This is a genomic window from Amycolatopsis sp. NPDC051758 (genome assembly GCF_044453095.1).
Lineage (GTDB): Bacteria > Actinomycetota > Actinomycetes > Mycobacteriales > Pseudonocardiaceae > Amycolatopsis.
Map to the genome: position 1 here is coordinate 235,105 of NZ_JBITCJ010000002.1, position 23,655 is coordinate 258,759.

21 protein-coding genes are annotated in these 23,655 nt (G+C 72.0%); 2 read left to right on the plus strand and 19 right to left on the minus strand.

Annotated elements, in window-relative coordinates:
- Positions 1-33 precede the first annotated feature (33 nt).
- The 13 genes from ACIA5G_RS10365 to ACIA5G_RS10425 form a co-directional block, all read right to left on the minus strand.
- Positions 34-1,020 (minus strand): arabinan endo-1,5-alpha-L-arabinosidase, encoded by a 987-nt coding sequence (locus ACIA5G_RS10365; protein ID WP_395923499.1) that lies wholly within the window; start codon positions 1,018-1,020, stop codon positions 34-36.
- Positions 1,017-2,021, minus strand: a complete 1,005-nt coding sequence (locus ACIA5G_RS10370; RefSeq protein ID WP_395922288.1) for a pectinesterase family protein — start codon at positions 2,019-2,021, stop codon at positions 1,017-1,019. Before ACIA5G_RS10370 ends, ACIA5G_RS10365 begins: the two co-directional genes overlap by 4 nt.
- Positions 2,022-2,078: 57 nt before the next feature.
- Positions 2,079-2,873, minus strand: coding sequence for a pectate lyase (locus ACIA5G_RS10375; RefSeq protein WP_395922290.1), 795 nt, complete (start codon positions 2,871-2,873; stop codon positions 2,079-2,081).
- A gap of 170 nt (positions 2,874-3,043) precedes the next feature.
- Positions 3,044-4,438: a polysaccharide lyase family 1 protein gene (locus tag ACIA5G_RS10380; protein ID WP_395922292.1), complete on the minus strand. Its 1,395-nt coding sequence runs from the start codon at positions 4,436-4,438 to the stop codon at positions 3,044-3,046.
- Positions 4,422-5,375, minus strand: a complete 954-nt coding sequence (locus tag ACIA5G_RS10385; RefSeq protein WP_395922293.1) for a PmoA family protein — start codon at positions 5,373-5,375, stop codon at positions 4,422-4,424. Before ACIA5G_RS10385 ends, ACIA5G_RS10380 begins: the two co-directional genes overlap by 17 nt.
- Positions 5,372-6,580, minus strand: a complete 1,209-nt coding sequence (locus tag ACIA5G_RS10390; RefSeq protein ID WP_395922295.1) for a Gfo/Idh/MocA family protein — start codon at positions 6,578-6,580, stop codon at positions 5,372-5,374. The genes ACIA5G_RS10385 and ACIA5G_RS10390 overlap by 4 nt, the downstream gene beginning before the upstream one ends.
- A gap of 16 nt (positions 6,581-6,596) precedes the next feature.
- Positions 6,597-7,739, minus strand: coding sequence for a Gfo/Idh/MocA family protein (locus ACIA5G_RS10395; RefSeq protein WP_395922297.1), 1,143 nt, complete (start codon positions 7,737-7,739; stop codon positions 6,597-6,599).
- Positions 7,736-8,308: a DUF624 domain-containing protein gene (locus ACIA5G_RS10400; protein WP_395922298.1), complete on the minus strand. Its 573-nt coding sequence runs from the start codon at positions 8,306-8,308 to the stop codon at positions 7,736-7,738. Before ACIA5G_RS10400 ends, ACIA5G_RS10395 begins: the two co-directional genes overlap by 4 nt.
- 4 nt (positions 8,309-8,312) lie before the next feature.
- Positions 8,313-9,158 carry a carbohydrate ABC transporter permease gene (locus ACIA5G_RS10405; protein WP_395922300.1) on the minus strand — a complete coding sequence of 282 codons (846 nt, stop codon included), beginning with the start codon at positions 9,156-9,158 and terminating at the stop codon, positions 8,313-8,315.
- On the minus strand, positions 9,155-10,129 hold the full coding sequence (locus tag ACIA5G_RS10410; RefSeq protein WP_395922302.1) for a carbohydrate ABC transporter permease: 975 nt from the start codon (positions 10,127-10,129) through the stop codon (positions 9,155-9,157). The genes ACIA5G_RS10405 and ACIA5G_RS10410 overlap by 4 nt, the downstream gene beginning before the upstream one ends.
- Before the next feature lie 3 nt (positions 10,130-10,132).
- Positions 10,133-11,431: an ABC transporter substrate-binding protein gene (locus tag ACIA5G_RS10415; RefSeq protein WP_395922304.1), complete on the minus strand. Its 1,299-nt coding sequence runs from the start codon at positions 11,429-11,431 to the stop codon at positions 10,133-10,135.
- A gap of 210 nt (positions 11,432-11,641) precedes the next feature.
- Positions 11,642-12,826, minus strand: a complete 1,185-nt coding sequence (locus ACIA5G_RS10420; protein ID WP_395922306.1) for a Gfo/Idh/MocA family protein — start codon at positions 12,824-12,826, stop codon at positions 11,642-11,644.
- A gap of 214 nt (positions 12,827-13,040) precedes the next feature.
- A complete protein-coding gene (locus tag ACIA5G_RS10425; protein ID WP_395922307.1) occupies positions 13,041-14,018 on the minus strand; it encodes a polysaccharide lyase family 1 protein in 978 nt (325 codons plus the stop codon).
- A gap of 230 nt (positions 14,019-14,248) precedes the next feature.
- On the opposite strand from ACIA5G_RS10425, the gene ACIA5G_RS10430 reads away from it, so the two are divergent.
- On the plus strand, positions 14,249-15,229 hold the full coding sequence (locus tag ACIA5G_RS10430; RefSeq protein ID WP_395922308.1) for a LacI family DNA-binding transcriptional regulator: 981 nt from the start codon (positions 14,249-14,251) through the stop codon (positions 15,227-15,229).
- Positions 15,230-15,244: 15 nt separating this feature from the next.
- Here the strand turns inward: ACIA5G_RS10430 and ACIA5G_RS10435 are convergent, their stop codons facing one another.
- The 5 genes from ACIA5G_RS10435 to ACIA5G_RS10455 all read right to left on the minus strand — a co-directional run bounded on the left by ACIA5G_RS10435 (position 15,245) and on the right by ACIA5G_RS10455 (position 19,818).
- Positions 15,245-16,489 (minus strand): FAD-binding protein, encoded by a 1,245-nt coding sequence (locus ACIA5G_RS10435; RefSeq protein WP_395922309.1) that lies wholly within the window; start codon positions 16,487-16,489, stop codon positions 15,245-15,247.
- 48 nt (positions 16,490-16,537) lie between these two features.
- On the minus strand, positions 16,538-17,575 hold the full coding sequence (locus tag ACIA5G_RS10440; RefSeq protein WP_395922310.1) for an Lrp/AsnC family transcriptional regulator: 1,038 nt from the start codon (positions 17,573-17,575) through the stop codon (positions 16,538-16,540).
- Between the two features lie 69 nt (positions 17,576-17,644).
- Positions 17,645-18,412: a hypothetical protein gene (locus ACIA5G_RS10445; protein WP_395922311.1), complete on the minus strand. Its 768-nt coding sequence runs from the start codon at positions 18,410-18,412 to the stop codon at positions 17,645-17,647.
- On the minus strand, positions 18,409-18,996 hold the full coding sequence (locus ACIA5G_RS10450) for a papain-like cysteine protease family protein (protein ID WP_395922312.1): 588 nt from the start codon (positions 18,994-18,996) through the stop codon (positions 18,409-18,411). The genes ACIA5G_RS10445 and ACIA5G_RS10450 overlap by 4 nt, the downstream gene beginning before the upstream one ends.
- 225 nt (positions 18,997-19,221) lie before the next feature.
- Complete coding sequence (locus tag ACIA5G_RS10455; protein ID WP_395922313.1) at positions 19,222-19,818, minus strand: DUF6801 domain-containing protein; 597 nt, start codon at positions 19,816-19,818, stop codon at positions 19,222-19,224.
- A gap of 309 nt (positions 19,819-20,127) precedes the next feature.
- Here ACIA5G_RS10455 and ACIA5G_RS10460 point away from each other — a divergent pair, with 309 nt between their 5' ends.
- On the plus strand, positions 20,128-20,643 hold the full coding sequence (locus tag ACIA5G_RS10460; RefSeq protein WP_395922314.1) for a hypothetical protein: 516 nt from the start codon (positions 20,128-20,130) through the stop codon (positions 20,641-20,643).
- 56 nt (positions 20,644-20,699) lie between these two features.
- Here the strand turns inward: ACIA5G_RS10460 and ACIA5G_RS10465 are convergent, their stop codons facing one another.
- The gene (locus ACIA5G_RS10465; protein WP_395922315.1) at positions 20,700-23,471 is read right to left on the minus strand and encodes a BTAD domain-containing putative transcriptional regulator; all 2,772 of its coding nucleotides are present in this window, start codon (positions 23,469-23,471) and stop codon (positions 20,700-20,702) included.
- Between the last annotated feature and the right edge of the window lie 184 nt (positions 23,472-23,655).

The window sequence follows — 23,655 nt, forward strand, 5'->3', positions numbered from 1 at the left end:
CCGGCGTTCTTGCCGGTGGTGAACCGGTTCCGCTCAGTAGACGTAGGGCCAGCCGGCGCTGTCGTAGCCGATGAGGTTGATGCCGAGCTTGCCCGTCAGCGGTGTCGCGTCGGAGTGGTAATAGTGGTAGATCAGCACGTCGGCGTCGGTGTCGTGCAGGACCGCCACGTGGCCCGGCCCGTGGACGGCGCCGTGGCTCGCCAGGATCTGGGTGCCGCCGCCCGCCGTCATGCGGACGCCGTTCCGGTCGGTGTACGGCCCGGTGATCGACGTCGAGCGCCCGGCCAGCACGCGGTAGGTGCTCTTGGTGCCCTGGCAGCACAGGTCCCACGAGACGAACAGGTAGTAGTAGCTTCCGTGCTGGACGATGTACGGCGCTTCCTCGGCCGTTGTGCTGCCGGTGCGCTGGGCGATGCCGCGCAGGGCCGTGTCGCTGGTGCTGCGCTTGCCCGTCGCCGGGTCGAGCCGGTACATCTTGATGCCGGTCCACCACGAGCCGAAGCTCAGCCACCAGCGACCCGAAGAATCGACGAACAGGTTCGGGTCGATCGCGTTGTAGGTGCTGGAGCTGCTGGTCTGCACGACGATGCCCTGGTTCGTCCAGCTGCCCGGCAACCCGGTGGTGCTGGTGGCCAGGAAGATCGCCGAGTTGCGCGAGCCCAGCGTCGAAGCTGCGTAGTAGAGGTAGTACCGGCCATTGTGGAACGAGATGTCCGGCGCCCACAGGTACCCGGGCTTGGCCGGGTCGGTGAACGGCGCCGTCCACGGTGCGCCGTCCGGCCAGACCGACCCGAGCTTCGTGAAGTGGATCCGGTCGGTCGACCGGCGGATCTGCAGGTACTGGTCGGTGGAGTACAGCAGGTAACTGCCGTCCGCCGCGCGGATCATCGACGGGTCGTGCACCGCCTCGATGTCGCCGGTGACGTGACCCGGGTCCGGGTAGGTCGCGGCCTGGGCGGCGGGTGCGCTCAGCAGAGCGGTGGCCACGGCGATGAAGATCGGGAGGCGGCGCAGTTTCAGTGCACGGGATTCCATCCGTCACCACCCGCCAGGTACCGCTGCGCGGTGAACGTCGCGGCCTGCGCCGCGGTCAGCTGCGGCCGGTCGGCGCCGGTGCCCGCCCCCGGTCCGGTGTTGCGGTACTCGAAGAACCGGGCGTCCCGCCACGAGAAGCCGGACATGTCCGTCCACGGCGTCGCCTTGATAGCCGCGGGCAGGACGGTGTCGCGGACGACGACCTGCGCAATGGCGTCGACGTCGCCACTCGGGTGCCAGGGCCGGCCCAGGTGGAAGGTCGCGTTCGCCGCCGCGCTGACCACCTTGCTGCCGACGATCAGGAAGCCGTACGTGTTCGTCCGGCGCGTGCTCGCCGCGGTCAGGTAGCCGTTCGGGTTCGAGCCGCGGTCGAGCGCGGTGATCGTCGCCCGGTCGAACACCGCCGTGGCCCGCCCGAAGAGGAAGTCGACGTCACCGCTGATCGAGCAGTCCCGGTAGTACTGGCGACCGGCGGTGCCGACCGCCGCGGTGTCGGCGTAGAGCGTGTCCTGGTGGCCGAGGAAGGTGACGTTGTCGAAGACCATCCGGTCGCCGGTCGCCTTCACCGCGACGGCCTGGGTCGCGGTGATCTCCGGGTGCGCCGAGCGGTCGAACGAGTTGCGGAAGGTCAGTGCCGTCGCGGTGAAGCCGTTCGCGGCGATCGTCGCGGTTGCGCTGCCGGTGGTGCCGTAGGTCGAGCCGTCCGGCTTCTTCGTGCCGCTGGCGTTGTTGTAGTCGATGACGACGTCGGACGCCTTGCCGGTGGTGCCGCGCAGGGTGATCCCGGTTTTGCTCGCGGGCACAGTGATCACTTCGTGGTAGGTGCCGGGCTTGAGCGAAACGGTGCCGCCGGCGGCAACCGCGTCGATCGCCGCCTGGACGGTCGCGAAGCTTCCCGAGCCGTCCTTGGCCACCACGACGTGCCCGTAGGCGGGCGTGACGAGCGACGCCCCGGCCAGCACCGAGGCGAGGAGCAGGGTGAACATGGCACCTCCGAAGAGGACGCCGGGGGTGCCGGACGGCGGCCGGCACCCCCGGGTCGGTTACTGGTAGGTGATGTTGGCCGTGGTGTAGAGGCAGTTCGTCGAGTCCGGGCCGCTGCCGGTCTTCGTCGGCTCGCCGCTGGTGACCCCCTTGTACTTCTGGCAGGGCTCGATCTTGCGGCTCGAGTCGCCGACGATGGTGATCCGGGTCAGCTTCGCGGTGTCGCCGTAGTTGGTGTTGATGCCGACGAGCGCCTTGCCGGGCACGGTGGCGGTGACGTTGTCGACGACCACGTTCCGCTTGTACTGCGTCTTGCAGTTGCCGCACGAGCGGTACAGCTTGCCGAAGTCGTTGACCTGGAAGTTCCGGATGTACATCGTGCCGGGCCCGTTGTGCTGGAACACCTTGTCCGACGCCTTGCGCGCGCCACCGCCGTCGATCGTCATGCTCTGCGACGCCGAGGTGCCCTTGAAGGTGGCGGCGTCCTCGCCGACGTCCTCCCACCAGACGTTGAGCAGCGTGCAGGTGCCGAGGCAGTGCACACCGTCGGCGGCCGGGTTGCCGAGGACGACGTTCTTCAGGGTGCTTCCGTTGGCGAGCTCGAAGAGCGGGCCCTGGTCTTCGTCCTGGCTGCCGGTGCCGAGGTCGCCGGTGCCGTAGAACCGCTTGAGCCCGCCGTCGTAGGTGCCGCCGGTGACCTTGATGGTCTGGCCGACCGCCTGGCTGCCGCTCGGGGTCGGCCAGGCCGCGGCGGCGGTCGCCGGGGCGCCGGTGCCGATCAGCGTGGTGACCGCGAGCGCGGCCACGGCCGCGGCACCGGCCACCCGGGATTTTGCTGGGGAAAACATCTTCATCACTCCTGGTCCTGGTTTTCCGTCCGCATTGAGGGAAACGGTCGGTCCGAGTGCTGAAAGCGCTTTCTCAGTTTCCGGCGCACGATATCCGGTGTCAATGTCACCGGCCGACGGGGCGGTGCTGTCGCCCGGATGGTCGTGGGTTTTCAGAAAACCCGCTCAGTGTGCGGTCACTCAGCGTGCGGTGACCCGGCGCCGGCCAGCACCCGCGCCGGGACCTGCCACGCCGGGTCGAGCCGGCTCACCAGCGCCGGCGTCCAGCCGACGTCGGGCCCGAGGTCCGGGTCGTTGGCCGCGTTGTACTCGGCCAGCAGGTCCACCGGCCGGGGCCGGTCGGCGCCCTGCGCCACCAGGGTGCCGGTGGCGTGCAGGACCGTCCCCTTCCAATATTCGACGAGCGCGCCGAGCGGGAGCCCGGCCGGCAGCCGGAAGAAGTTGTTCTCGGCGTAGATCCGGGATTCGACCCCGACGCCCAGCGAATACGTGTACGCGGCCGGGTCCCGCACCAGGTACAGGTTGTCGTAGACGTGCACCTGGCCGTACCGGACCCGCGGCGCACGCTGCCCGATCTCCGAGAACAGGTTGTGGTGCACCGAAACCCGCAGCTTGCCGACATCGTAGGTGGGCTTGTCGGTGTTGCCGATCAGCATCGTCTTGTCGTGGTCGTGCAGCCGGTTGTCCGACACCGTGACGAGGTCCGAGCCGTTCACGATGTCGAGCAGCCCGTCGTGGACCTCGTACTTCCGCCCGAAGTACGTCGGCTGCGCGGTGTTCCCGCCGTCACCGAAGTCGTTGTGGTCCACCCAGACGTGCGTCGCGCCGACGAGGTCGACGTTGTCGTATTCGGAGTTCCAGTTCCCGTCCGCGCCGTCCAGGGGATCCCACTGCGGGAAGCAGTCGTGCGCGTCGGAGAACCGCAGGTTCCGCAGGATGACGTTGTCGCCGGTGACACGCAGCGTCAGCCCGTGCAGCGTGGCCCGGTCGCCGAGGCCGACGATCGTGGTGTTCGGGCCGACGTCGAGCACCACCTGCGCAGCCTGGTTGGCCTGCGATCGCGCCCGCGCCTCTTCCAGCGGCCCCGACGGCTCGACCTTGCCCCAGGTCGCCGGGTCGTAGGCCGCCAGGTAGCCGGGCAGGGTGTAGCCCGGGTCGGCGAAGCCCTCGCAGCTCACCGGCCGGTCGTGGGCGTCGACGTTGCCTTCGATGGTGCCGCGGACGTAGACGATCTTCGGCGCGCCCGGGTGCGCCGCCAAAGCCGCGGCGAGCTCGGAGTGCTTGGTGACCGTGCGGACGTCGCCGGGCTCGGCCGCCGCTCCCCCGGTGGTCCCGGTGGTCGCCGCGGCCCAGCCGTCGTGCGCGCCGAGCACCACCCGGCCGGGGTCGTGGCCGTGCGCGGCCGCGGGTGCGGCCGTGAGCGTGAGTCCGAGCAGGGCGAAGCACCCCGCGAAAGCCATCCGGCGCGTGTTGCCGATCCGGCCAAAAGCAGGCCGGCCCTCGCGCGGCACGTAACCGTTGCCACGAAGCCGTTCGGCCGTGACTGTGGTCGGATCAGTGACGATCGGCACAGTAGCTCCTTCGGTCGGCCGCCCGGGCCGCGAGCTCGGCGAGCCGGGCGGGGTCCGCGTCGCCGTCGAGGACGACGACGTGGTGGGTCAGCGTCAGCTCTTCACCCGGTTCGAACACCAGCGGCCGGTGGTAGGTGGCGGCGAAGCTGACCACCGGGAACGGCTCGGCCCGCACGTACCAGGCGGTCGGGAACCCCGGGTTCGCCGGGCTGTCGGCGAACAGCAGCGTCGAGGTCCGCAGGCTCACGTCGTGGCGGCCGGTGAAGGCGAGCCACGGCGCCCGGTGCCCCATCGCGTCCGCCGCGGACCGGCCGTCGGCGGACCGGACCGTGCCGCCGACGAACGACCGCGGGCCGCGCCAGAAGAGCCCGCCGTACCCGGCGGTGTCCCGGCCTTCGGTGACCGGGCTCCCCCAGCGCAGTTCACGGCCGCTGGTGTTGCGCAGCCGGCTGGACCAGGTGAGCGTCCAGCGGCCTTCGGCGACCGAGACGTCGCCGAAGCGGAGGGTGCGGTGCTCGGTGAGCCACCGCCGGCCGGCCGCGGTGCGCCAGGCCAGCTCGTGCCGCAGTTCGCAGTGCCCGCCCGCGGAGACGATGCTCTCCCAGCGGACGTGGCCGACACTGCCGTTGTTGTCCAGCGGGGTGTACCCGCGGCCGCGCACGTAGGTCCGGCCGCCCCAGAAGTTCTCCCCCGACAGGTGGGCCATGGTGAACTGCAGACCGTTGTGCCAGGTGTGGTCGTGCGGCCGGACCGCCGTCACGGTTTCGCCGCCGGTGGTGCGCAGCGGGTGCAGGTACGGCTTCGGCGAGTCGCCCGCCGGGGTCGGCGGCGCGACGACGTACTCGGCGAGCACCACGTCGCCGAGGCGGATCCGCACCCGGTCGTCGTCCTCCTCGGCCAGCTCCAGCGTTCCGTCGCCCACAGCCGCGCGGCTCACGCCGGTTCCCCGATTTCGGCGAGCAGCTCGGCCACGGAGACCACTCGGCCGGTGTCCAGGGACCGGTTCGCGGCCAGCCCGGTGAGCAGGGCCTGCAGGCCCGCGTCGTGGTCGGCCGCGCAGCCGAGCGGATCCGGCTCGGCGTCGCCGAGCAGTTCGGCGAGCATCCGCTCGTCCCCGCCGCCGTGGCCTTCGCCGAGGGGCTCGTCCAAGACGACTTCCGGCGGTTCCCAAAGCCGTTGCCGGGTCAACCTGGCCCGGCCGGCTTCGCCGGAGTCCGTGGCGTACTCGTTTTCCCGGACGTCCAGCTCGAGACGCCCCGAGCTGCCCGAGAACGCGACGCGGTAGCCCTCCCGCGGCGAGTACGCGTGCAAGTGGTAGTTCAGGACCACCCCGCCGCGGTGCTGGACGAGCACCGACACGTCGTCCTCGATGGTGACCCCGGGCGCGAACACGTTCTGGTTCCGCACGTAGCCGTCTTCCCGCTCCGCGTCGTGGTAGAGCGCGCGCAGCCTGGGCGAGGCCTCGAGGTCCAGGGCGAAACGGTCGTCGTGGCGGCGGCCGTTCTCGTCGCCGTAGAAGAACAGCCCGCCGAGGGCGAACACCGTCTCCGGCCCGCTGCCGAGCCACCAGTTGACCAGGTCGAAGTGGTGCCCGGACTTGTGCACGAGCAGCCCGCCGGAGCGGTCCTTTTCGCGGTGCCAGCGCCGGAAGTAGTCGGCGCCGTGCGCGGTGTCGAGCAGCCAGCTGAACTCGACCGAGCCGATCTCCCCGATCGTGCCCGCGGCGAGCAGCTCGCGCACCCGGCGGTGCACCGGGTTGTACCGGTAGTTGAAGGCCACGCGCACCGCGTGCCCCGTCTCACGCCGGGCCGCCAGGATGCGCCGCGCGCCGTCGACGTCGGTCGTCATCGGCTTTTCCGTGACGACGTCGCAGCCGGCCCGCAGCGCGGCGACGACGTAGTCCGCGTGCGTGTGGTCCGGCGTGCACACCACAACGACGTCGACGCGCTCCTTTGCCAGCATGGCGGCGAAGTCTTCCGGCCGATAGCCGGGCACGGAGGTGCCGAGCCAGTCGTTGTGGACCCGCATGCGGGTCTCGTTGTGGTCGCAGAAGGCCACGAGCTCGGCCCGGGGTGACCCGGCCAAGGCCTTGGCGAACAGCTGGGCCCGCGAGCCCAGGCCGACGATCGCGTGGCGACGCACCGGCTTCTCCTTTCGTTCAGCCGCAGGCACGGAATCCCGCACTGCTCCAGGGCAGGGCGAGCTCGGAGAACAGCGCGAGCCGTTCGGCCGCGGTGTCGACGTCACGGTCGATGCCCGGCACGACGAACCGCCGCCCGGGCCCGGTCCCGACGGTCCGGACCCACTCCGGTGGCAGCGGCCGCGGCTCGGGCGCGTCGCGGACCGCCTCCACCAGCGCCGTGAAGGCGCGGGTCGAGGCCAGCGGCGCCAGCAGTGGCACGGCGTCCGGCGTGCGGACGTGCTCGACGAGGTTCCCCAGCAGGTCCCGCGGCGGGCCGACCGGCACCGGCGTGTCGCCGAGCACGACGACGTCGGTCTTGTAGTGCCAGCGGATCCGGCCTTCCGTGCCGTGGACCAGCAGGTACGGGTCGTGGTCGGCCTCGGCGTCGAGCGTGGCCGCGACCACGACGTCCGGCGCGCCGGCGAAGCTCAGACGGGCGCAGGCCGTGTCGTCCGACTCGATGTCACGGGCGCGGTACAGCTCGACGGTGGTGCGTTCCGGCAGGGCTTCGGCCGTGCCGTTGAGCAGCAGTGCGGTCGCGACGGCGTGGGCGAACGGGTTCGTCAGCGACCCGTCGACCACCGGCTGGCCACCGAGGCGGCGCCGGCCCGCCCAGGCGGCCCGGCGGAAGTAGCGGTCCCGCCGGATCCACGCGCCGGCGGCGGCGATCCCGGTGACCGTCCCGATCTCGCCGCGCTCGAGCGCCTCGCGGACCACCGGCAGGGCGGCCGACCCGAAGCTCTGGAACCCCACCTGGCAGGCCTGGCCGAGGTCACGCACGAGCGCCGTCAGGTCGTCGAACGCCGCCAGGTCGAGGACCGGGGGCTTCTCCAGCAGCAGGTGGCAGCCCGCCGCAAGCGCGAGCTTGGCCAACGGCAGGTGGGTGTGCGGCGGGGTCGCCACCACCGCGATGTCCGGCGTCGTGCGGGCCAGCAGCTCGGCCGGGGCGCTGGTGACAACCGCGTCCGGCGGCAGCAGCGCGCGGGCCTCCTCGGGTGGTTCGCGGACGTCACACGCACCGGCGAGCACGATGTCACCCCGGTCGTGCAGCGCGCGGGCGCGGCGCAGGTGGGTGGTCGCGTGGCCGGCCGTGCCGAAGACGACCAGCACCGGGGTCATCGCCGGCCGCCGGTCGCCACCACGGCCAGCGCGAGCGGCCCGGCCACCACCAGCGCCAGGATCGGCAGCATCCACACCAGCACCGCGGACGCGGCCAGCGCGGTGGCCGTGAGCAGGGCGTTCCCGGGCGCGGCGACCGTCTCGCGCGCAGCCGTCACCACGGCCCGGCGCCACGACGGCTCTCCCGTCGCGACGACCTCGCACGTCCGCACGGCGGCCACGAGGGCTGCGGCGGCGAGCAGCCACAAGGCCGGCCGGAGCACACCCGCGCCCGGCATCTCACGCGCGACTTCGAGGTCCACCGCCAAGAACACCGCCGCCAGGAGGCCCAGCAGACCGAACGCCACCCCACCGCGCCCGGCCTGCCGGAAGTCCGCCCAGAACGTCGTCCACAGTGGACGTCCGATGCCGTGCCGGGCTCGATCCAGGGCCCGGCAGCCCGCCGCGAACGCCGGCGCCGCCGTCACCACGGGGACCGACGCGAGCGCGACGAGCAAGCCGGTCAGCAGGCAGTCGGAGAAGTCCCCCAACCCGGCGCGCCAGTTCGTCCGCGCGGTAGCGCTGCGCATCGCCTCACCCCTTCAGGCCGCTGGTGCTGACGCCTTCGACCAGCAGGCGCTGGAAGGCGAGGAAGAACAGCACGATCGGGACCAGCGCGAGCGCGGACATCGCGAACATCGCGCCGAAGTTCGACTCGCTGCTGGTGTCGACGAACAACCGCAGGCCGAGCGGCACGGTGAACTTCTCCGTGTCGTTCAGGTACACCATCTGCGTGAAGAAGTCGTTCCACGTCCAGATGAACGTGAAGATCGACGTCGTGACCAGCGCCGGTTTCGACAGCGGCAGCACGACGTGCCAGAACGTCCGGTAGACCGAGCAGCCGTCGATGATCGCGGCTTCGTCGAGCTCGCGCGGGATCCCGCGCATGAACTGGACGATCAGGAACACGAAGAACGCCTCGGTGGCCAGCAGCTTCGGCAGGATCAGCGGGACGAACGTGTTGACCAGCCCGGCCTGCTGGAAGATCACGTACTGCGGGATCAGCGTCACGTGGTAGGGCAGCATCAGCGTGGTGATCATGAACGCGAACAGCGCGCCGCGGAACCGGAAGTTCAACCGCGCGAAGGCGTACGCGGCCAGCGAGCACGACAGCACATTGGCCACCACCGACAGCCCGGCGACGAGGAACGAGTTGAGGAAGAAGCGGCCGAACCCGACGTCCGCCGCGCCTTCCCAGCCCTTCGTGTAACCGTCGAAGACGAACCGCGTGGGCAGCAGCGACAGCCGCGAGAGGATCTCGTCCGGCGGCTTGACCGACGCGAACGCCAGCCACACCAGCGGGTACAGCACCACGAGGACGATCACGACGCACAGCACGTGCCAGCCGAACGAGCGGGCCGGGCGGGGCAGCACGGTCATCGGCGCTCCTCCGCATCGTCGTAGAACACCCAGAGCTTCGCGGTGCGGAAGACGATCGCCGTCACGATCGCGATCACCACCAGCAGCACCCACGCCATCGCCGACGCGTAGCCCATCCGGAAGTCCTGGAAGCCGACCTCGAACAGGTAGAGCGTGTAGAACAGGTCCGCGTCGGCCGGGCCGCCACGCCCGCCGCCGATGACGAACGCCGGGGTGAAGGCCTGGAACGCGTGGATGGCCTCCATCACGAGGTTGAAGAAGATCACCGGCGACAGCATCGGCAGCGTGATGTGCCGGAACCGGCGGAACGCGCCCGCACCGTCGATGGCCGCCGCTTCGTGCAGCTCGGCTGGGATCTGCTTGAGGCCGGCCAGGAAGATCACCATCGGCGCGCCGAACTGCCACACCCCGAGCAGCACGATCGAGGCGAGGCTGAACTGCGGGTCGTCGACCCAGCTCGGCGTGTGCCAGCCGAAGAAGGCCAGCACCTCGTTCACCGGGCCACCGCCCATGAACAGCGCCCGCCACACCAGGGCCGCCGCGACACTCGCACCCAGCAGCGACGGCGCGTAGAACGCGGCGCGGTAGAAGCCGTTCGCGCCGCGGCGCGTGTTGAGCAACATCGCCACCAGCAGCGACACCGTCAGCTTCAGCGGCACCGAGACCAGCACGTAGATCAGCGTGACCTTCACCGACTGCAGGTAGCGGTCGTCGTCGGTGAACATGTGCGTGAGGTTGCCGAAGCCGACCCAGTGCGGCGCCGTGAACATGTCGTAGTCGGTGAAGGACAGGTAGAGCGACACGACCATCGGGCCGACGGTCAGCGCCACCGCGCCGAGCAGCCACGGCGTGAGGAACACGAACGCCTCGGACTGGTTCCGGCGGCGGCGCCCGGCCGGCCGGTCCCGGCGCCGGACCCGCGCGGCCGCCTCGGGCGCGACCGGCGGGTCCGGGGTGCGCAACGTCGTCATCGGCTAGCCCAGGCTCTTCTCGGCTTCGGACACGAACCGGCCGACCGCGTCGGGGATGCTCATCCGGCCGAACGCGACCTCTTCGTAGGTGCGCTGGAGCAGCTTCTGGATCGCGCCCGCGCCCTTGGGCGGCACCGGCGGCGCGGCCCCGAGCTTCGGTTCCAGCGCCGCTTCGTAGTCGTAGAGCGTCTTGTCGTTGCCGGTCGCGCCGCCGGCCAGCTGGGCGCGGACCTTGAGGTTGGGCGCGAGCCCTCGATCGGTGCCGACGATCTTGCCGACCTCGGGGTCGTTGACCAGGAAGTCCACGAGCTTGGCCGCCGCCTCCTGCTGCTGGCTGCGGGCGGAGACCGCCAGGAACATCGACGGCCGGCGGTACTGCCCGGTGTTCCCGGCCGTGTCGGTCGGGTACGGCGCCACGTTCAGGGGCTTGCCGTTCGCCTTCTGGTACGCGGGCAGGAGGTTGTCGTAGGCGAACTCGGAGCTGGTCAGCTTCTTGCCGAGCGGGGACTGCTCGGGCGAGGTGTTGTAGGACGCCGTGACGTCGGCCGGGGACGCGGCCTTCGTGTCGCGGAACCGGCTCGCAAGCTGCCAGTACCGGCTCAGGTCGTCGGCGGTGAAGCCGAGCTTGCCTTCGGGGGTGTAGAACTGCTTGCCCTGCTGGCGCAGCCAGATCTCGAGGGTGGTGTCGAGGATGCCGAAGTCGGTCGTGCCGCGGGCGGCGAACCCGCCGGCCGCGCTGACCTTCTCCGCCGCGGTGGCGTACTGGTCCCAGGTCAGGCCCTTCGCCGGGTCCGCGCCGGCCGCGGTGAACGCGGCGGGGTCGTAGAGCATCGCCGGGGTGTTCTGCGCCCACGGCACGGCGTACCGCTTGCCCTGGTAGACGCCGGTGGCGGCCAGCTCCGGGTTGACGTCGGCGAGCGAGATCGCCTTGCCCGCGCCGCCGTTCAGGTCGGCCAGCACGTTGCGGCCGCCGTACTCGGCGAGGTAGCGGGTGTCGACGTTGAGCACGTCCGGCGGCTTGCCCCCGGCCGTCTGCGTCGCCAGCTTCTCCCAGTAGGCCGCGTACGCCGAGAACGACGTCTGCACCTTGATCTTCGGGTTCTTCTGCTGGAACAGCTCGACGGCCTTCTTGGTCAGGTTCGCCCGCCCGTCACTGCCCCACCAGACGAATGTGATGGTGACGTCGCCGCCTTCCCCGGCGTCCGAGCCGCACGCGGCCACCCCGGTCAGCAGCAACGGGACCACCACGGCCAGCGCGGCGACCCCGCGCGCCCGGGTCCGACGATCGTTTTTCCGACGCATCGAGCTCTCCGTCCTCAGCCGGTCAGCACTTTTCTGAAAACGCTGTCAGCGCGCTCACGGTAGGCAGTGCGCCGCACCGGTGTCAACGGGCACTTCGGACCGATACACCTTATGCAGCAACACTTTTACGGTTATCCGGGCGCGCCGAGAAAGCGCTTACAGCGACCGGGCGGAAGTTCCGGGCTGCCAGCGCGAAGGCACCGCACCGCCCTAACCGGTGCGGTGCGCGGTCCCCGCCGCCGGACCGCTCGCCCACGGGACGCCGATCTCGGAGAACAACGCGAGCCGGTCCGCGGCGACGGCGACCTCCTCGCCGATCCCGCGGACCACCGGGTGCCGGCTCGCCCCTTCGCCGACCGAGCGGATCCAGCCTGCCGGGATCCGCGCCGGCGAAGGGGCGTCCCGCACGGCCTCGACCACCGAGGCGAACGCGCGGGTGCCCGAAAGCGGCGCGAGCAGCGGCATCCCGGCCGGATCGAGGTGGTGGGCCACCAGGTTGCGCAGCAGGTCCACCGGTTCGCCGAGGTGGACCCGGTCGTCGTCGATCTCCAGGCGGTGGCTCTTGTACCAGAACTTCGCCCGCCCCTTCACGCCGTGCACGACGACGTAGGGCTCGTGGTCCTGCTCGGCGCACAGGGACGCGGCCACCACGATTTCGGGACCGGGGGTGAACCGGATGCGCAGGCAGGCGGTGTCGTCGGCTTCGATGTCGCGCGTGCCGAAGAGCTCCAGCGCGATCTCCGCCGGGTCCCGCTCGGCGACCCCGCCGACGAGCAGCGCGGTCGCCACGGCGTGCGAGAACGGGTTGGTCAGGGCGCCGTCCACCACGGCTTCGCCGTCCAGCCACCGGCGACCGGCCCACGGGTTGCGGCGGTAGTAGGCATCGGTGCGGATCCACGCACCGGCCGCACCGACGCCCACCACCTCACCGAGCTCCCCCGTCGAGATCGCCGCCTGGAGCACCGGCAGCGCCGGGGAGCCGAAGCTCTGGAACCCGGTCTGGCACACCGCTCCGCTTTCGGCGGCCAGCCGGGACAGTGTGGTGAACCCGTCGAGGTCGAGCACCGGCGGGGTTTCCAGCAGCAGGTCGCTGCCCGCCCGCAGCACCGCGCCACCGGTCCGGACGTGCGCGTGCGGCGGGGTGGCGACCACGGTGATGTCGGGACGGCACCGGCGGAGCAGGTCGTCGACCCCGGCGTGCGCGGTGGCGCCCTCGGGCATGAGCGCGACCGCGGCGGCCGATGGCGCCCGGATGTCGGCCATGCCGGCGAACCGCACGAGACCCTCGTCGTGCAGGATCCGCGCGCGGTGCAGGTAGCTGAACGCGTAGCCGGACGTGCCGACCACGGCCAGCCGCGGCGGGCCCGCGACGGTGCGGCGCCTGCTCCCCGACATGGGTCTCCGATCGGCGCGGCCCGGCCGGGCCGCGCGGAACTGACGAATGGGTGAGGGGTTCAGGAGAAACTTCCGGACGTCACGGTAGGGCGTTCGCGACGAATGTGTCAATATGCGGGACCCACGGTCGAATTCGTCGAAAAGCGCGTACTCCGAACGGCGGTGGCCGGTTCGAGATAGCGCTCTCTCGAACCGGCCACGCGCACTCCGGAAGTCAGATCCGGCCGGCACCGGCACCCGCGGTCACCGTGGCCTTCACCGTCGAAGTCGGCTCCAGCGTGAAGGAATACGGCGCCGACGTCATGCTGCCGGTGCGCGTGATCTTGTTCGCGCAGCCGCCGAAGGAGTTGCCGGACTCGTTCAGGTAGCCGTCGACGTCACTGTCGCCGGTCGTTTCGAGACACGTCTTCGTGCTTTCGAAAACGTTGTTCTGGGCGAGGAACTGGGCGTTCATCCGCGAATGCACGGCGGAGTCGGTCACCGAGCGGAAATAGTTGTCGTAGGCGTGCCCGGTGCCGAACCGCAGGCTGGGCAGCCGCGAGTTGACGTTGTCGAACCAGTTGTGGCTGTAGGTCACGTGCAGCTTGCCGGTGTCCTCGGCGGCGTTGCTGTCGCTGTGCCCGACCAGGGAGACCTTGTAGTGGTCGTGGAACTTGTTCCACGACACGGTGATCCCGTCCGCGGCGTGGCTGATGTCGAGCAGCCCGTCGTAGTAGTCCTTGCCGTGGTCGAGGTCCGAGGACAGGTCGTTGTGGTCGACCCACACCTTCGTGGCGCCGCGCTGGATCTGGATCGCGTCGGTGCCGACCGCCTTCGAGATGACGAGGTTGCGGAGGATCACGTTCGACGATTTGTCCACGGCGAGGCCGCCGCCGGTGAACCCGGAGCCGGACCCGACACCGAGCACCGTCTTGTTCGACCCGATCTTCACCAGGGTCTTGTTCGCGAGGGTGATCTTCCCGCTCACCCGGACCGTCCGGGCCGTTGTGCCCGTCACCGCGCTCGTGAACGCGGAGGCCGTGGTCACGGTGACGGTCTCACCGCCGGCGCCGCCGGTCGTGCCCGCGCCGAAGCCGGCGGGCGAGCTCTCGTAGGCCGCGTGCGCGACCCCGGCCGGGGCGGTGACGGCGGCCGCCGCGGCGAGTGCGGCCGCGGCGGAAACGCGCAGGGAAAACCGGGCTGTCCTGGTCATCAGGCACCTCGAAGCAGGAGTGGGGGCCCGCGTCCCGGAAGCGGGAACGCGGTGACGGCTCCGTTCTACGATTTTCGGCAAACCCCGGTCAACGATTTGCAGTGTTTTCAGGGAAAGACCGGCCGAACGGCCCTGCGATCGCGGGTTTCCCGCCCCCCCAACGCAGTCCGGGCGTTGACAACCGTCGCGGGCGTTTCCATGATGTGGCAGGACCTGCGGAGGAGAACCCCGTGAGCGTGACCATTCACGACGTCGCCCGCCGGGCCAACGTGTCGATCTCGACGGTGTCGCGGGCGTTCACGTCGCCGGACCTGGTCCGCCGGCAGACCCGCACCCGCGTGCTGGCCGCGGCGAACGAGCTCGGCTACCACGCCGCCGCGGCGCCGGCGGTTCCCACGGTCCGCACCGGGCACATCGGCATCGTCGTCCCGGACCTGGGCAACCCGTTCTTCACCGGCGTGCTCGACGGCGTCCAGGCCCGGGCGCGGCAGGACGACATCGCCGTGCTGTTCGCCAACAGCGCCGAAGACCCGGCGACCGAGCAGAACCTCGTCCGCCGGATGGCCACCCAGGTCGACGGCGTGGTGCTGTGCAGCCCGAGCATGACCGACGACCAGCTCCGCGCGCTCGCCGTCCGGACCACCCTGGTGCTGCTCAACCGCGAGGTGCCCGGGATCCCGTCGATCGTGATGGACGCCGCCGACGGCATGCGGCAGGCGATCCAGCACCTGGCCGCGCTCGGCCACCGCCGCTGCGCCTACCTCGGCGGGCCCCGGACGTCGTGGTCGAACGCCGTCCGCCGGCAGGGCCTGGTGGAAGCCGCCGAACGGCACGGCACGGAGGTGGTCGAGTTCGGCCCGTTCCCACCGGTGTTCGAGGGCGGGCTGCAGGGCGCGGACCTCGCGCTCGCCGCGGACGTCACGGCGATCGTCGCCTACAACGACCTGGTGGCCTTCGGGGCATTGGCGCGCCTGAACGCCCGCGGTGTGCCGGTGCCGGACGAGATCAGCCTCGTCGGCTTCGACGACCTCGTTTTCGCGGCGATCTCCGCACCCCCGCTCACGACGATCGCGATGCCGACGGAAGCGGCGGGCCGCGCGGCCGTCACGATCCTGCTGGGGTTGCTCGACGGTGAGGCTGACGAGCAGACGACCCAGGTGCTGGACACGTACCTGATCGTCCGCGCGACGACCGCTCCGCCGACGGGGTAGCCGCGGCGGCCGCCGCTAGCCCCCGAAGACGTGCCGCTCCACGAACGGGTTCCGGAACTTCCCACCCGGATCCAGGCTCTCCGCCAGCGCCCGGAAGTCGGCCATCCGCGGATACAGCGCGTCGAGACCGCCGCCGTGGAAGAGCTTGCCCCAGTGGGGGCGGGCGCCGAACGGGGCCAGGTGCTCCTCCATGACCGGCAGCACCGCCTCGACCTCGGGCTGCCGCGGCTGCCAGGTGAAGTGCAGGCCGATCCGGTCGCCGCCGTGGCTGGGGCTCAGCCAGAGGTCGTCGGCCGCGATCGCGCGGATCTCGGACACCAGGAGCACCGGGGCCAGGAGGTCGCCGAGCCCGCGCATCACCTCGAGCACGGCCGGTGCGTCCCGGTAGGGCACGAAGTACTCCGACTGCAGCTCGTCCCCGACACTCGGGGTGAACGCGAGCGCGAAGTGCGGGAGCCGCTCGTGCCACGGGCCCGGCACCCCCTGCTGCGGTGTGCCGTTGGCGGCGGAGATCCCGGCCGCGTGCGCGGGGTGGCGGGGCCCGTCGGCGGGGACCGCGCCGTACAGCCCGTCCCGCTCGGTGAAGGCGTCCACGCGGCTCTTGATCCACACCTGGTCGACCACGTCGTTCGCCCAGTTCGTGAACATGCTGACGCTGTACCCGGCGTCCTCGATGTCGTCGAAGTGGTCCCGCGCGGCGTCCCAGGGCAGGCCGTCGAAGACGTCCTGGCGCACGTCGAACGCCGGCACCGTGTCGAGGGTCAGCCGGGTGACGACACCGAGTGTGCCGAGGCTGACGACCACCCCGGGAAAGGCTTCGTCGCCGCGGGTGAACGTCCGGAGCTCCCCGTCGGCGGTGACCAGCTCGACGGCCGAGACGGCGGCGGCGAGTCCGGGCTGCCGCCGCCCGGAGCCGTGGGTGCCGGTCGCGACGCTGCCGGCCACCGTGATGTGCGGCAGCGACGCGAGGTTGGCGAGCGCGAGCCCGGCGGCGTGCAGCTCTTCCGCGAAGTCGCCGTAGCGCGCCGCGCCGCTGATCGTGACGGTCCCGTCGCCGATCTCCACCGCGCTCTCGAGGGAACGCAGGTCGAGGAGCGTGCCGCCGGGCGCGTCCGCGATGGTGTTGAAGCAGTGCCGGCTGCCGAGCGCCTTGACGCGGGTCGCGGCCGCGACGGCGGCCCGGACCTCGTCGACCGTGCGCGGGGCGAGCACCTCGTCGGCGGCGTAGGTGTGGTTCCCGGCCCAGTTCGACTCGCTCACCCGAATGTCCTTCCACCGCGCCGGATCTCGATCCCGACCCTACCCCCGTCAGCGGGCCGGGATGATCGCCTGGTGGGTGCCGCCGAGGCCGTGCGGGCTGAGCAGCCGGCCCATCCGCTTCGGCATCCGCACCGTGATCGCGCGGTCGAGGACCCGCGCGCCGGGCGCCGCGCCGGCCAGCCGGGCCTCGTAGCCCGTGCAGTCGGCCGGCACCCGCAGCCACGCCGAGACCACCAGGTTCCCCTCCCCCACCACGGCCGCCGAAAGCCGGGTCTCCGGCAGCTGCGCGATCGCCGTGCCCGCGTTCTCGAGCTCGCCGGGGGCGACGTCGACGCGGTACCCGGCGATCACCGGCCAGCCCGCCGGGACGTGCGCGAGGTCGCAGCGGAAGTCCAGCTCGTGGTTGCGCAGCATCCGCGCGAGCGTGCGGCGCACCGCCGACTCGCTCATCCGGCAGTCGCGGGCCAGTTCGGCGTAACTGCGCCGGCCGTCCTCGCCGAGGGACTCGACCAGCGCGCGCAGGTCCCGGTCGTTCCACTGCTGCGGGACGACCAGCCGGGCCTGCACCGCCGTCTCGTCCAGCACCGCCCGCTGCTCCGGGGCCAGCGCGTTCACCAGCCAGCCGCTGCCTTCCCGGTAGACGCGGGTGGCGACGGCGAACCGGACTTCGCGCACCCCGGGCAGGGCGCCGATGCGGCCGGTGACCAGCGCGTCCAGCGCGTCGAGGTCCCGCGCGGCCACACTGAGGAACAGCGAGAACCGGCTGGTCGTCCGCTCGACGCTGAACACCGACGGCCAGCCGCACAGCTCTCGGGTCAGGTCGGCCAGCGCGTCCGGGCGGCAGGCCAGGTCGACGTAGCCGACCGTCGTGGTCGGGGCCGTGGAGTACGCGGTCAGCCAGGCCAGCCCGGCCGCCTGCAGCCGGTCCCACCGGCGGGCCGCCGTCGTCGCGTCGGTGCCCACCGCGGCGGCGATCCGCGTCCACGGCGCCCGCGGGTCGCGCTGCAGCGCTTCCACCAGCGCGAGGTCCGAGGCGCTCAGGCCCGGGCGCGCCGGCTCCACCTGCGCACCGGGGGAAACGGGCATGGCGCATTGTGACCTGATCATGATCGGCTGCCAAGGGCCGCCGGACGTCGCCGGCGGCCCCTCGCCGTCCTACCGGCGCCGCAGCCGCGGCACCACGACCGCGCCCGCGACCAGCACGAGGCCGCCGCCGAGCACGAACGGCAGCACCGGCACGTCCTCGGGGTCCGCCACCGGGACGGCGCGCTCCCGGCCGCCGTAACCACCACCCGCGCCGTCGCGGTCGTAGGCCGAGCCCGGCAGCTTGTCCGCGTACCGCTGGTGCAGCGCCGCGCGGTAGTCGGCGAGCGTGAGCTTCGCGCCCGCGGCCAGGCCGGTGACCGAGCCGTCGAGCACGGTGACGGCGTCGCCGCGCACCGCGTACCAGGCGTTGACCTGCGGCTCGTGCAGGAGGTAACCGCCGCCCGCGGCCTGGGCGTACTTCTGCTCGTAGTCGCCGGACGCGACGTTCACGACGTTCCACGCCGCGCCCTGCCGCTCGGCCCAGACGGTCGCGGTGCTGCCGTCGCCGGTTCGGGCCGGCACCGCGACGTAGGCGAGCGCGGCCGGGACGTCCGACTTCCCGGTGACGAACGCCGCCGTCGGCTCGTAGACGGCGACCTGCGTGCGCGGGTCGGCCGCCGCCGCCGTGACCGCGGCGGCCGTGCGGGCCCCGGGGAACTTCGTCGAAGCGAGCCGGCCGAGCGTGGCGGGGCCGCCGGTGACCTGCCCGATCGCGGCGGTGTCGGCCGCGGTCGGGGCGCCGTCGGGCCCGGTCGCCGCGCCGGCGGCGCCGGTCGTGGAGAGCATCGCGGCGCCGGCCAGCACGGCCGCGCCCAGCACCTTCTTCAGCATGCTCATCCCTCGATCCCGTACAGCGTGTGGGTCCACTGGAACTGGTTGTTCGAGCGGTAGGTGTCGTAGTTCATCGAGTTGTAACGGCTGTTGTTCGGCCACGGGTCGCCGTATTCGACGCGGGTCGCCCCGCTGCTGTTGTCGTAGCCGTAGAGCACGTGCATGTGGCCACCGCCGGAACGCCAGCCGATGCGGGTGCCGATGGGCTGTCCGGCGTCGATCTGACCCTTGATGGTGGTGAAGGAAAGCACCTGCCCGTTCGAGTTGTAGGAGCCGACGTTCGAGAAGCCGAGCCAGCGGAACACCCGCTGCTGGTCGGACAGGTAACCCTGGTTGTTGGCGCAGTCGCTGCCCGACTCGTTGTGAGCGACCTGGCAGAACCGGTTCTGGGACAGGGAATGGCCCCAGTAGTCGGCGATGGTGTTGCCGCTGGCGTCCCAGCACCACTGGTCCTTCTGCTGGGCCTGCATGGTGATGCCGAGATCGGTCCGCGCGGCGGCCGCGGCGGCGGGCGCCTGCAGCGCGACGACGGCGGCCGCGGCGGCCGAGACCGCCGCGAGTCCACGAAGGACTCGTGATGACGTTTTCACGGAAGTGCTCCTCCAGCCGGTGGGGATTCGACGTGGTGGCAAGGAATACTCCGCGCCGGACCGGTCGATCCGGTACCTACTAAGGGAGGATCACGTTGGGAGGAAACGGTTTCGGGCGGATCCCGGCATCTTCCGGGTGCCGGATTCCGGCATCACCCCCGGTCCGCCGGACGGATTCCGGCGGCCGGCGGGGAGGCCCCGGCCGGGCCCTCCCCACCGCCGGGGTCAGCTGATCGTCGTCGTGCCCAGGGTGGCGTCCTGGTCCGGCGGGTCGAGCGCCAGCTCGACGTCGAACTCGCCGAGGCTGCTGTCGGTCACCACGTGCGTGGTCGCCGCGGAGTCCACGCTGCTCGTCGCGTCCCCGGCCGGGGTGCCGGCCGGGATGGTGAAGTCGACCTGGCCCTGCGCGGTGAACTTCAGGGTGCCTTCGGCCGGCACCGGGGTCTCCGGGATCGGCAGCTCGACCGGGATGGCCACCGTCTGGCCGCTGATCGCCACGTTCACCTTCGACTTGATGCTGCCCGAGATCTTCGTGGCGCCGACCAGCCGCAGGCCGTCCCCGGCCGCCTGGCCGGCGTCGACGTCCAGGCTGAACGGCACCGAAATCGGCGTGCCCGCGGTGGCGGTCGCGGGGATGTCGGCCTTGACGACCACGGAGACCTGCTGGTCGCCGATCAGCGGGAAGCCGCCCTTGAAGGTGAGCGTCTTCTCGGCCGCGGCGGCCGGTCCCGCGGAAACGACGGCCACCGCGCCCGCCAGCAGCGCGGCCATTCCGAATCCGAGGAAACGGCGGCTCGTTTTCCGCATGAGGGTTTCCGTCATGTCACGTCCTTTCATCGTTGAACGGCATTTCGGATCCTAGGTGGAAACTTCCCAACCGGGCAATGCAGCGGACTTCCGCTTTCCCGCGGGCCCGGAATTTGTCACCCGCCTCGCAGGTTCGGACCCGATGATTTGTCATTCCTCTTCCGGCGGCACCGGCGGAGGTGACAATTTTGCGCGGCCGGGCACTCATTTCCGTCAGCACCGCGCGAGCGCCGGTGTAGTGGCGGTGTAGCGGCCGCCCGCAGGGTCGTCCCCGTTGACACCGGCCGGGGCCACCGGGCCCCGGCGACCCGAGGGAGAACTTGCATGCGCACCAGGACCATCACCCAGGCGGCCGCGCTCTCGGCCGCCCTGCTGTTCGGCGGCGCGACGATCGCTTCGGCCGCCACCGCCCCGCCGGCGGAGGTGTACTCGGAGGTGACCGCCGCCGACATCGCCGACCCGGGCGCCGTGATCACCGACTCGCCGGCCGAGCTGGCCGCCGCGCGGACCGCCGCCCAGGCGATCGCCTGGTACTCCAGCCGCAACGGCAGCACCGCCTACCAGGGCTACTGCGAGAAGGCCGCGCGCCTGTCGTGGAACCGAACCACCCACCACGCGAGCGCGATCGAGCACTGGCGCTCCTCCGACGGCGCGCGTCACACGACCGGCACCCCGCCGCGCGGCGCATTCGTGTTCTGGAACATCTCGGCCTACGGCCACGTCGGCATCGCGGACGGCAGCGGCGGTGTCTGGGCGACCAGCGTCAACGGCGCGATCGGCCACGCGCGTCAGGGCTACTTCAGCAACTACCTCGGCTGGAAGCCGGGCAACAGCAACTGATCCCGCGCGCCTGAGGGGGCCTTCCTCGTATCCGGTGGGAGGAAGGCCCCCTCAGGTCACGCCCGCGCCGCGGTCGACGGCGTCCGCCACCGCCGGGCCTGCTCCAGCAGCTCCAGCCCCGTCGTCTCCCCTTGCCGGTTCCCGGTCTCCCGGAACACCCGCAGCGCGCGATCGCAGACCCCACGCGCCTGGACGGATTCGCCCGCGGCCAGCAGGGTCTGGCCGATGCCGAGCAACGCGTACGCGCTGCACCGCTCGTCGTCGAGGTCCTCCAGGATGTTCAACGCCAACCGCAGGCAGGTGAGTGACTCCGGCAGCCGTCCGGTGTCGCGGTGCAGCGTCCCGAGTTCGGTGAGCACCTTCGCCTCGCGGTGCGGGTCCTCGATCTCCCGGGCCAGATCGCGCGCCCGGTGCAGCCAGGCCTCCGCTTCCGCGAACTCGCCCAGCAGCACGTAGGTCGAGCCGATCGAGTTGCGCATCTGGGCGACACCGCTGCGGTCACCGGCGCGTTCCAGCCCGTCGAGGGCCCGGCGGTAGGCGTCGAGCGCGTCCCGCGGCCGGTCCCGGACGCGGGCGACGGTGCCGAGCCCCGCCACCGCCAGCGCCTCACCGCGGACGTCGCCGAGTTCGGCGAACAGCTCCGCCGAGCGCTCCATGTCGTGCACCGCGGCGTCGTATTCGTCGTGGTACAGCCGGACTTGCCCGAGCCCGCGGCGCAGCACGGCCGCCCCCGCCCGGTTGCCGGCGGCCTCGACCGCGGCGAGCGCGGTCAGGTGGCTGCGCCGCCACTCGTCGTAGGCGCCGCGCAGGTCGTAGAACGGGACGGCGGCCGCGGTCAGCTGCCAGGCGAGCTCGTCCAGGCCCGCCTCGGCGGCGAGCTGGACCGCGCCCGCCAGGAGCTTGCGCTCGGCGGTGAACCAGCCGAGCGGATCGGCCACCAGCCGCGCCCACCCGGCCGGCACCGGCGCCCCGAGCTCGGGTCCGATCATCGCGCCGAACGCGGGCGGCAGGCCGGCCGCGGCGACCTTGGCCAGTGCCAGCAGCACCGACAGCACCCGCTCGAGCGTTTCGCGCTGCGTCGAGACCGGCTCCTCGGCCAGCAGTTCGGCCGCGTAACAACGCAGCAGGTCGTGCAGCCGGTACCGCGGGTGCCCGCCGGAATCCCGGCCGGACAAGGAAACCAGGTTCGCGTCGACGAGCACGTCGAGCACCTCGTGCGTGCCGTCGCGGTCGAGCAGCGCGTCGAACACCCAGCTCGGGAAGTCCTGCGCGCCCAGCACCGCCGAGCGGCAGAACGCGGTCCGCGCGGACGCCGGCAGCTGGCGCAGGCTCAGCTCGAAGCTCGGCCGGACGCCGAGGTCGCCGACGCGCAGCTCGCTCAGCCGGCTCGACTCGTCGGCCAGCCGGTCGTGCAGGGTGCGCAGGCTCCACGCCTGCCGCCCGGCCAGCCGTGCGCCGGCGATGCGGATCGCCAGCGGCAGGTACCCGCAGCAGCGCACGATCGCGGCCGCCTCAGCCGGTTCGCCGACCACCCGGTCCGCTCCGGCGACACCGGCCAGCAGCCGCTCAGCCTCCGCTTCGCCGAACACCGGCAGCTCGACGTGCTTGGCGCCGGCCAGCTCCGGCAGCCGTCCGCGAGTCGTCACCAGGACCGCGCACCCGGCGTCGGCGGGCAGCAGCGGGCGGACCTGCGCGGCGGTCGCGGTGTCGTCGAGCACCAGCAGCACCCGCCGCCCGGCCAGCCGGGAGCGGAACAGCGCGGCCCGCTGGCCGAGCCCGGCGGGGACGGTGTTCCCGGTGACACCCAAGGCGTGCAGGAAGTCGGCGAGCACTTCGGCCGGGTCGCGCGGCGCGCCCGTGCCGGCGAGGTCGACGTAGAGCTGGCCGTCCGGGAACCGGTCCGCGAGGCGGTGCGCGACGTGCATGGCCAGCGCCGTCTTGCCGGTCCCCGGCGCGCCGGTCAGCACCACCGGCGCCGGCCCCGAACCCAGTGCCGCCACCAGTTCCCGGACGTGGTCCTCGCGGCCGGTGAAGTCGGGCAGGTCCGCCGGCAGCTGCCGCAACGGCGCCGGGAGGGCGGCCGCGACCGGCCCGGGCAGCGGTTCACCGGCGAGGATCGCGGCCTGCAGGGCCTGCAGCTCCGGCCCCGGCTCGACACCGAGCTCGGTGACCAGCCGCTCCCGTGCCGTCGTGTACGCCTGGAGCGCCTCGGCCCGGCGGCCCGCGCCGGTGAGCGCGAGCAGGTGCTGCTGCCAGAGCCGTTCCCGGTACGGGTGTTCGGCGAGCAGCACGGTGAGCTCGGCGATCGCCGGGTCGTGCCGGCCCAGCAGCACCTGCAGCGAAAGCCGTTCCTCGACCGCGGCGAGCCGGTTCTCGACGAGCCGGCCGAGCTCGGCGTCCCAGGCGGGCGCGGTGGGCAGGTCCTCCAGCGGATCGCCGCGCCACAGCGCTTCGGCCTCGGCCAGCAGCGTCAAGGCCGTCTCGGGCGAACCGTCCTTGGCCGCGCGAGTGGCGGCACCGACGAGCCGGGTGAACCGGTGCGCGTCGACGTCGCCGGGGTCGACGGCCAGCGAGTAACCCGGGCCGTGGGTCCGCAGCGCGGTTTCCGGCAGCAGCCGGCGCAGCCGCCAGACGTAGGTCTGCAGGTTGGCGGTGGCCGAGGTCGGCGGTTCCCGCGGCCAGAGGACGTCGACCAGCTGCCCGGGCGTGACCGTCCGGTTCGCGTTGAGCAGCAGGTGGGCCAGCAGCGCCCGCTGCTTCGTCCCGCCCAGCGGCAGCGGCCGGTCCCCGACCGTCACCCGCAGCGGTCCGAGCAGGTCAAAGCGCACGTCAGACCCCATCGAGCACCCCGTTCCGGAGCCCGCCCCCAGGCGGGTGAACCCAGCAACTGGACAGTAACGGCAGTGCGACGCGGCCCGCGGGGAAGCCGTTTCCGGGTTGAGCCGGACGGCCCACGACGAAAGTCGTGTTTTCGATCAACCGACCATCGTCGGGTTCCGGGATTCACCCACA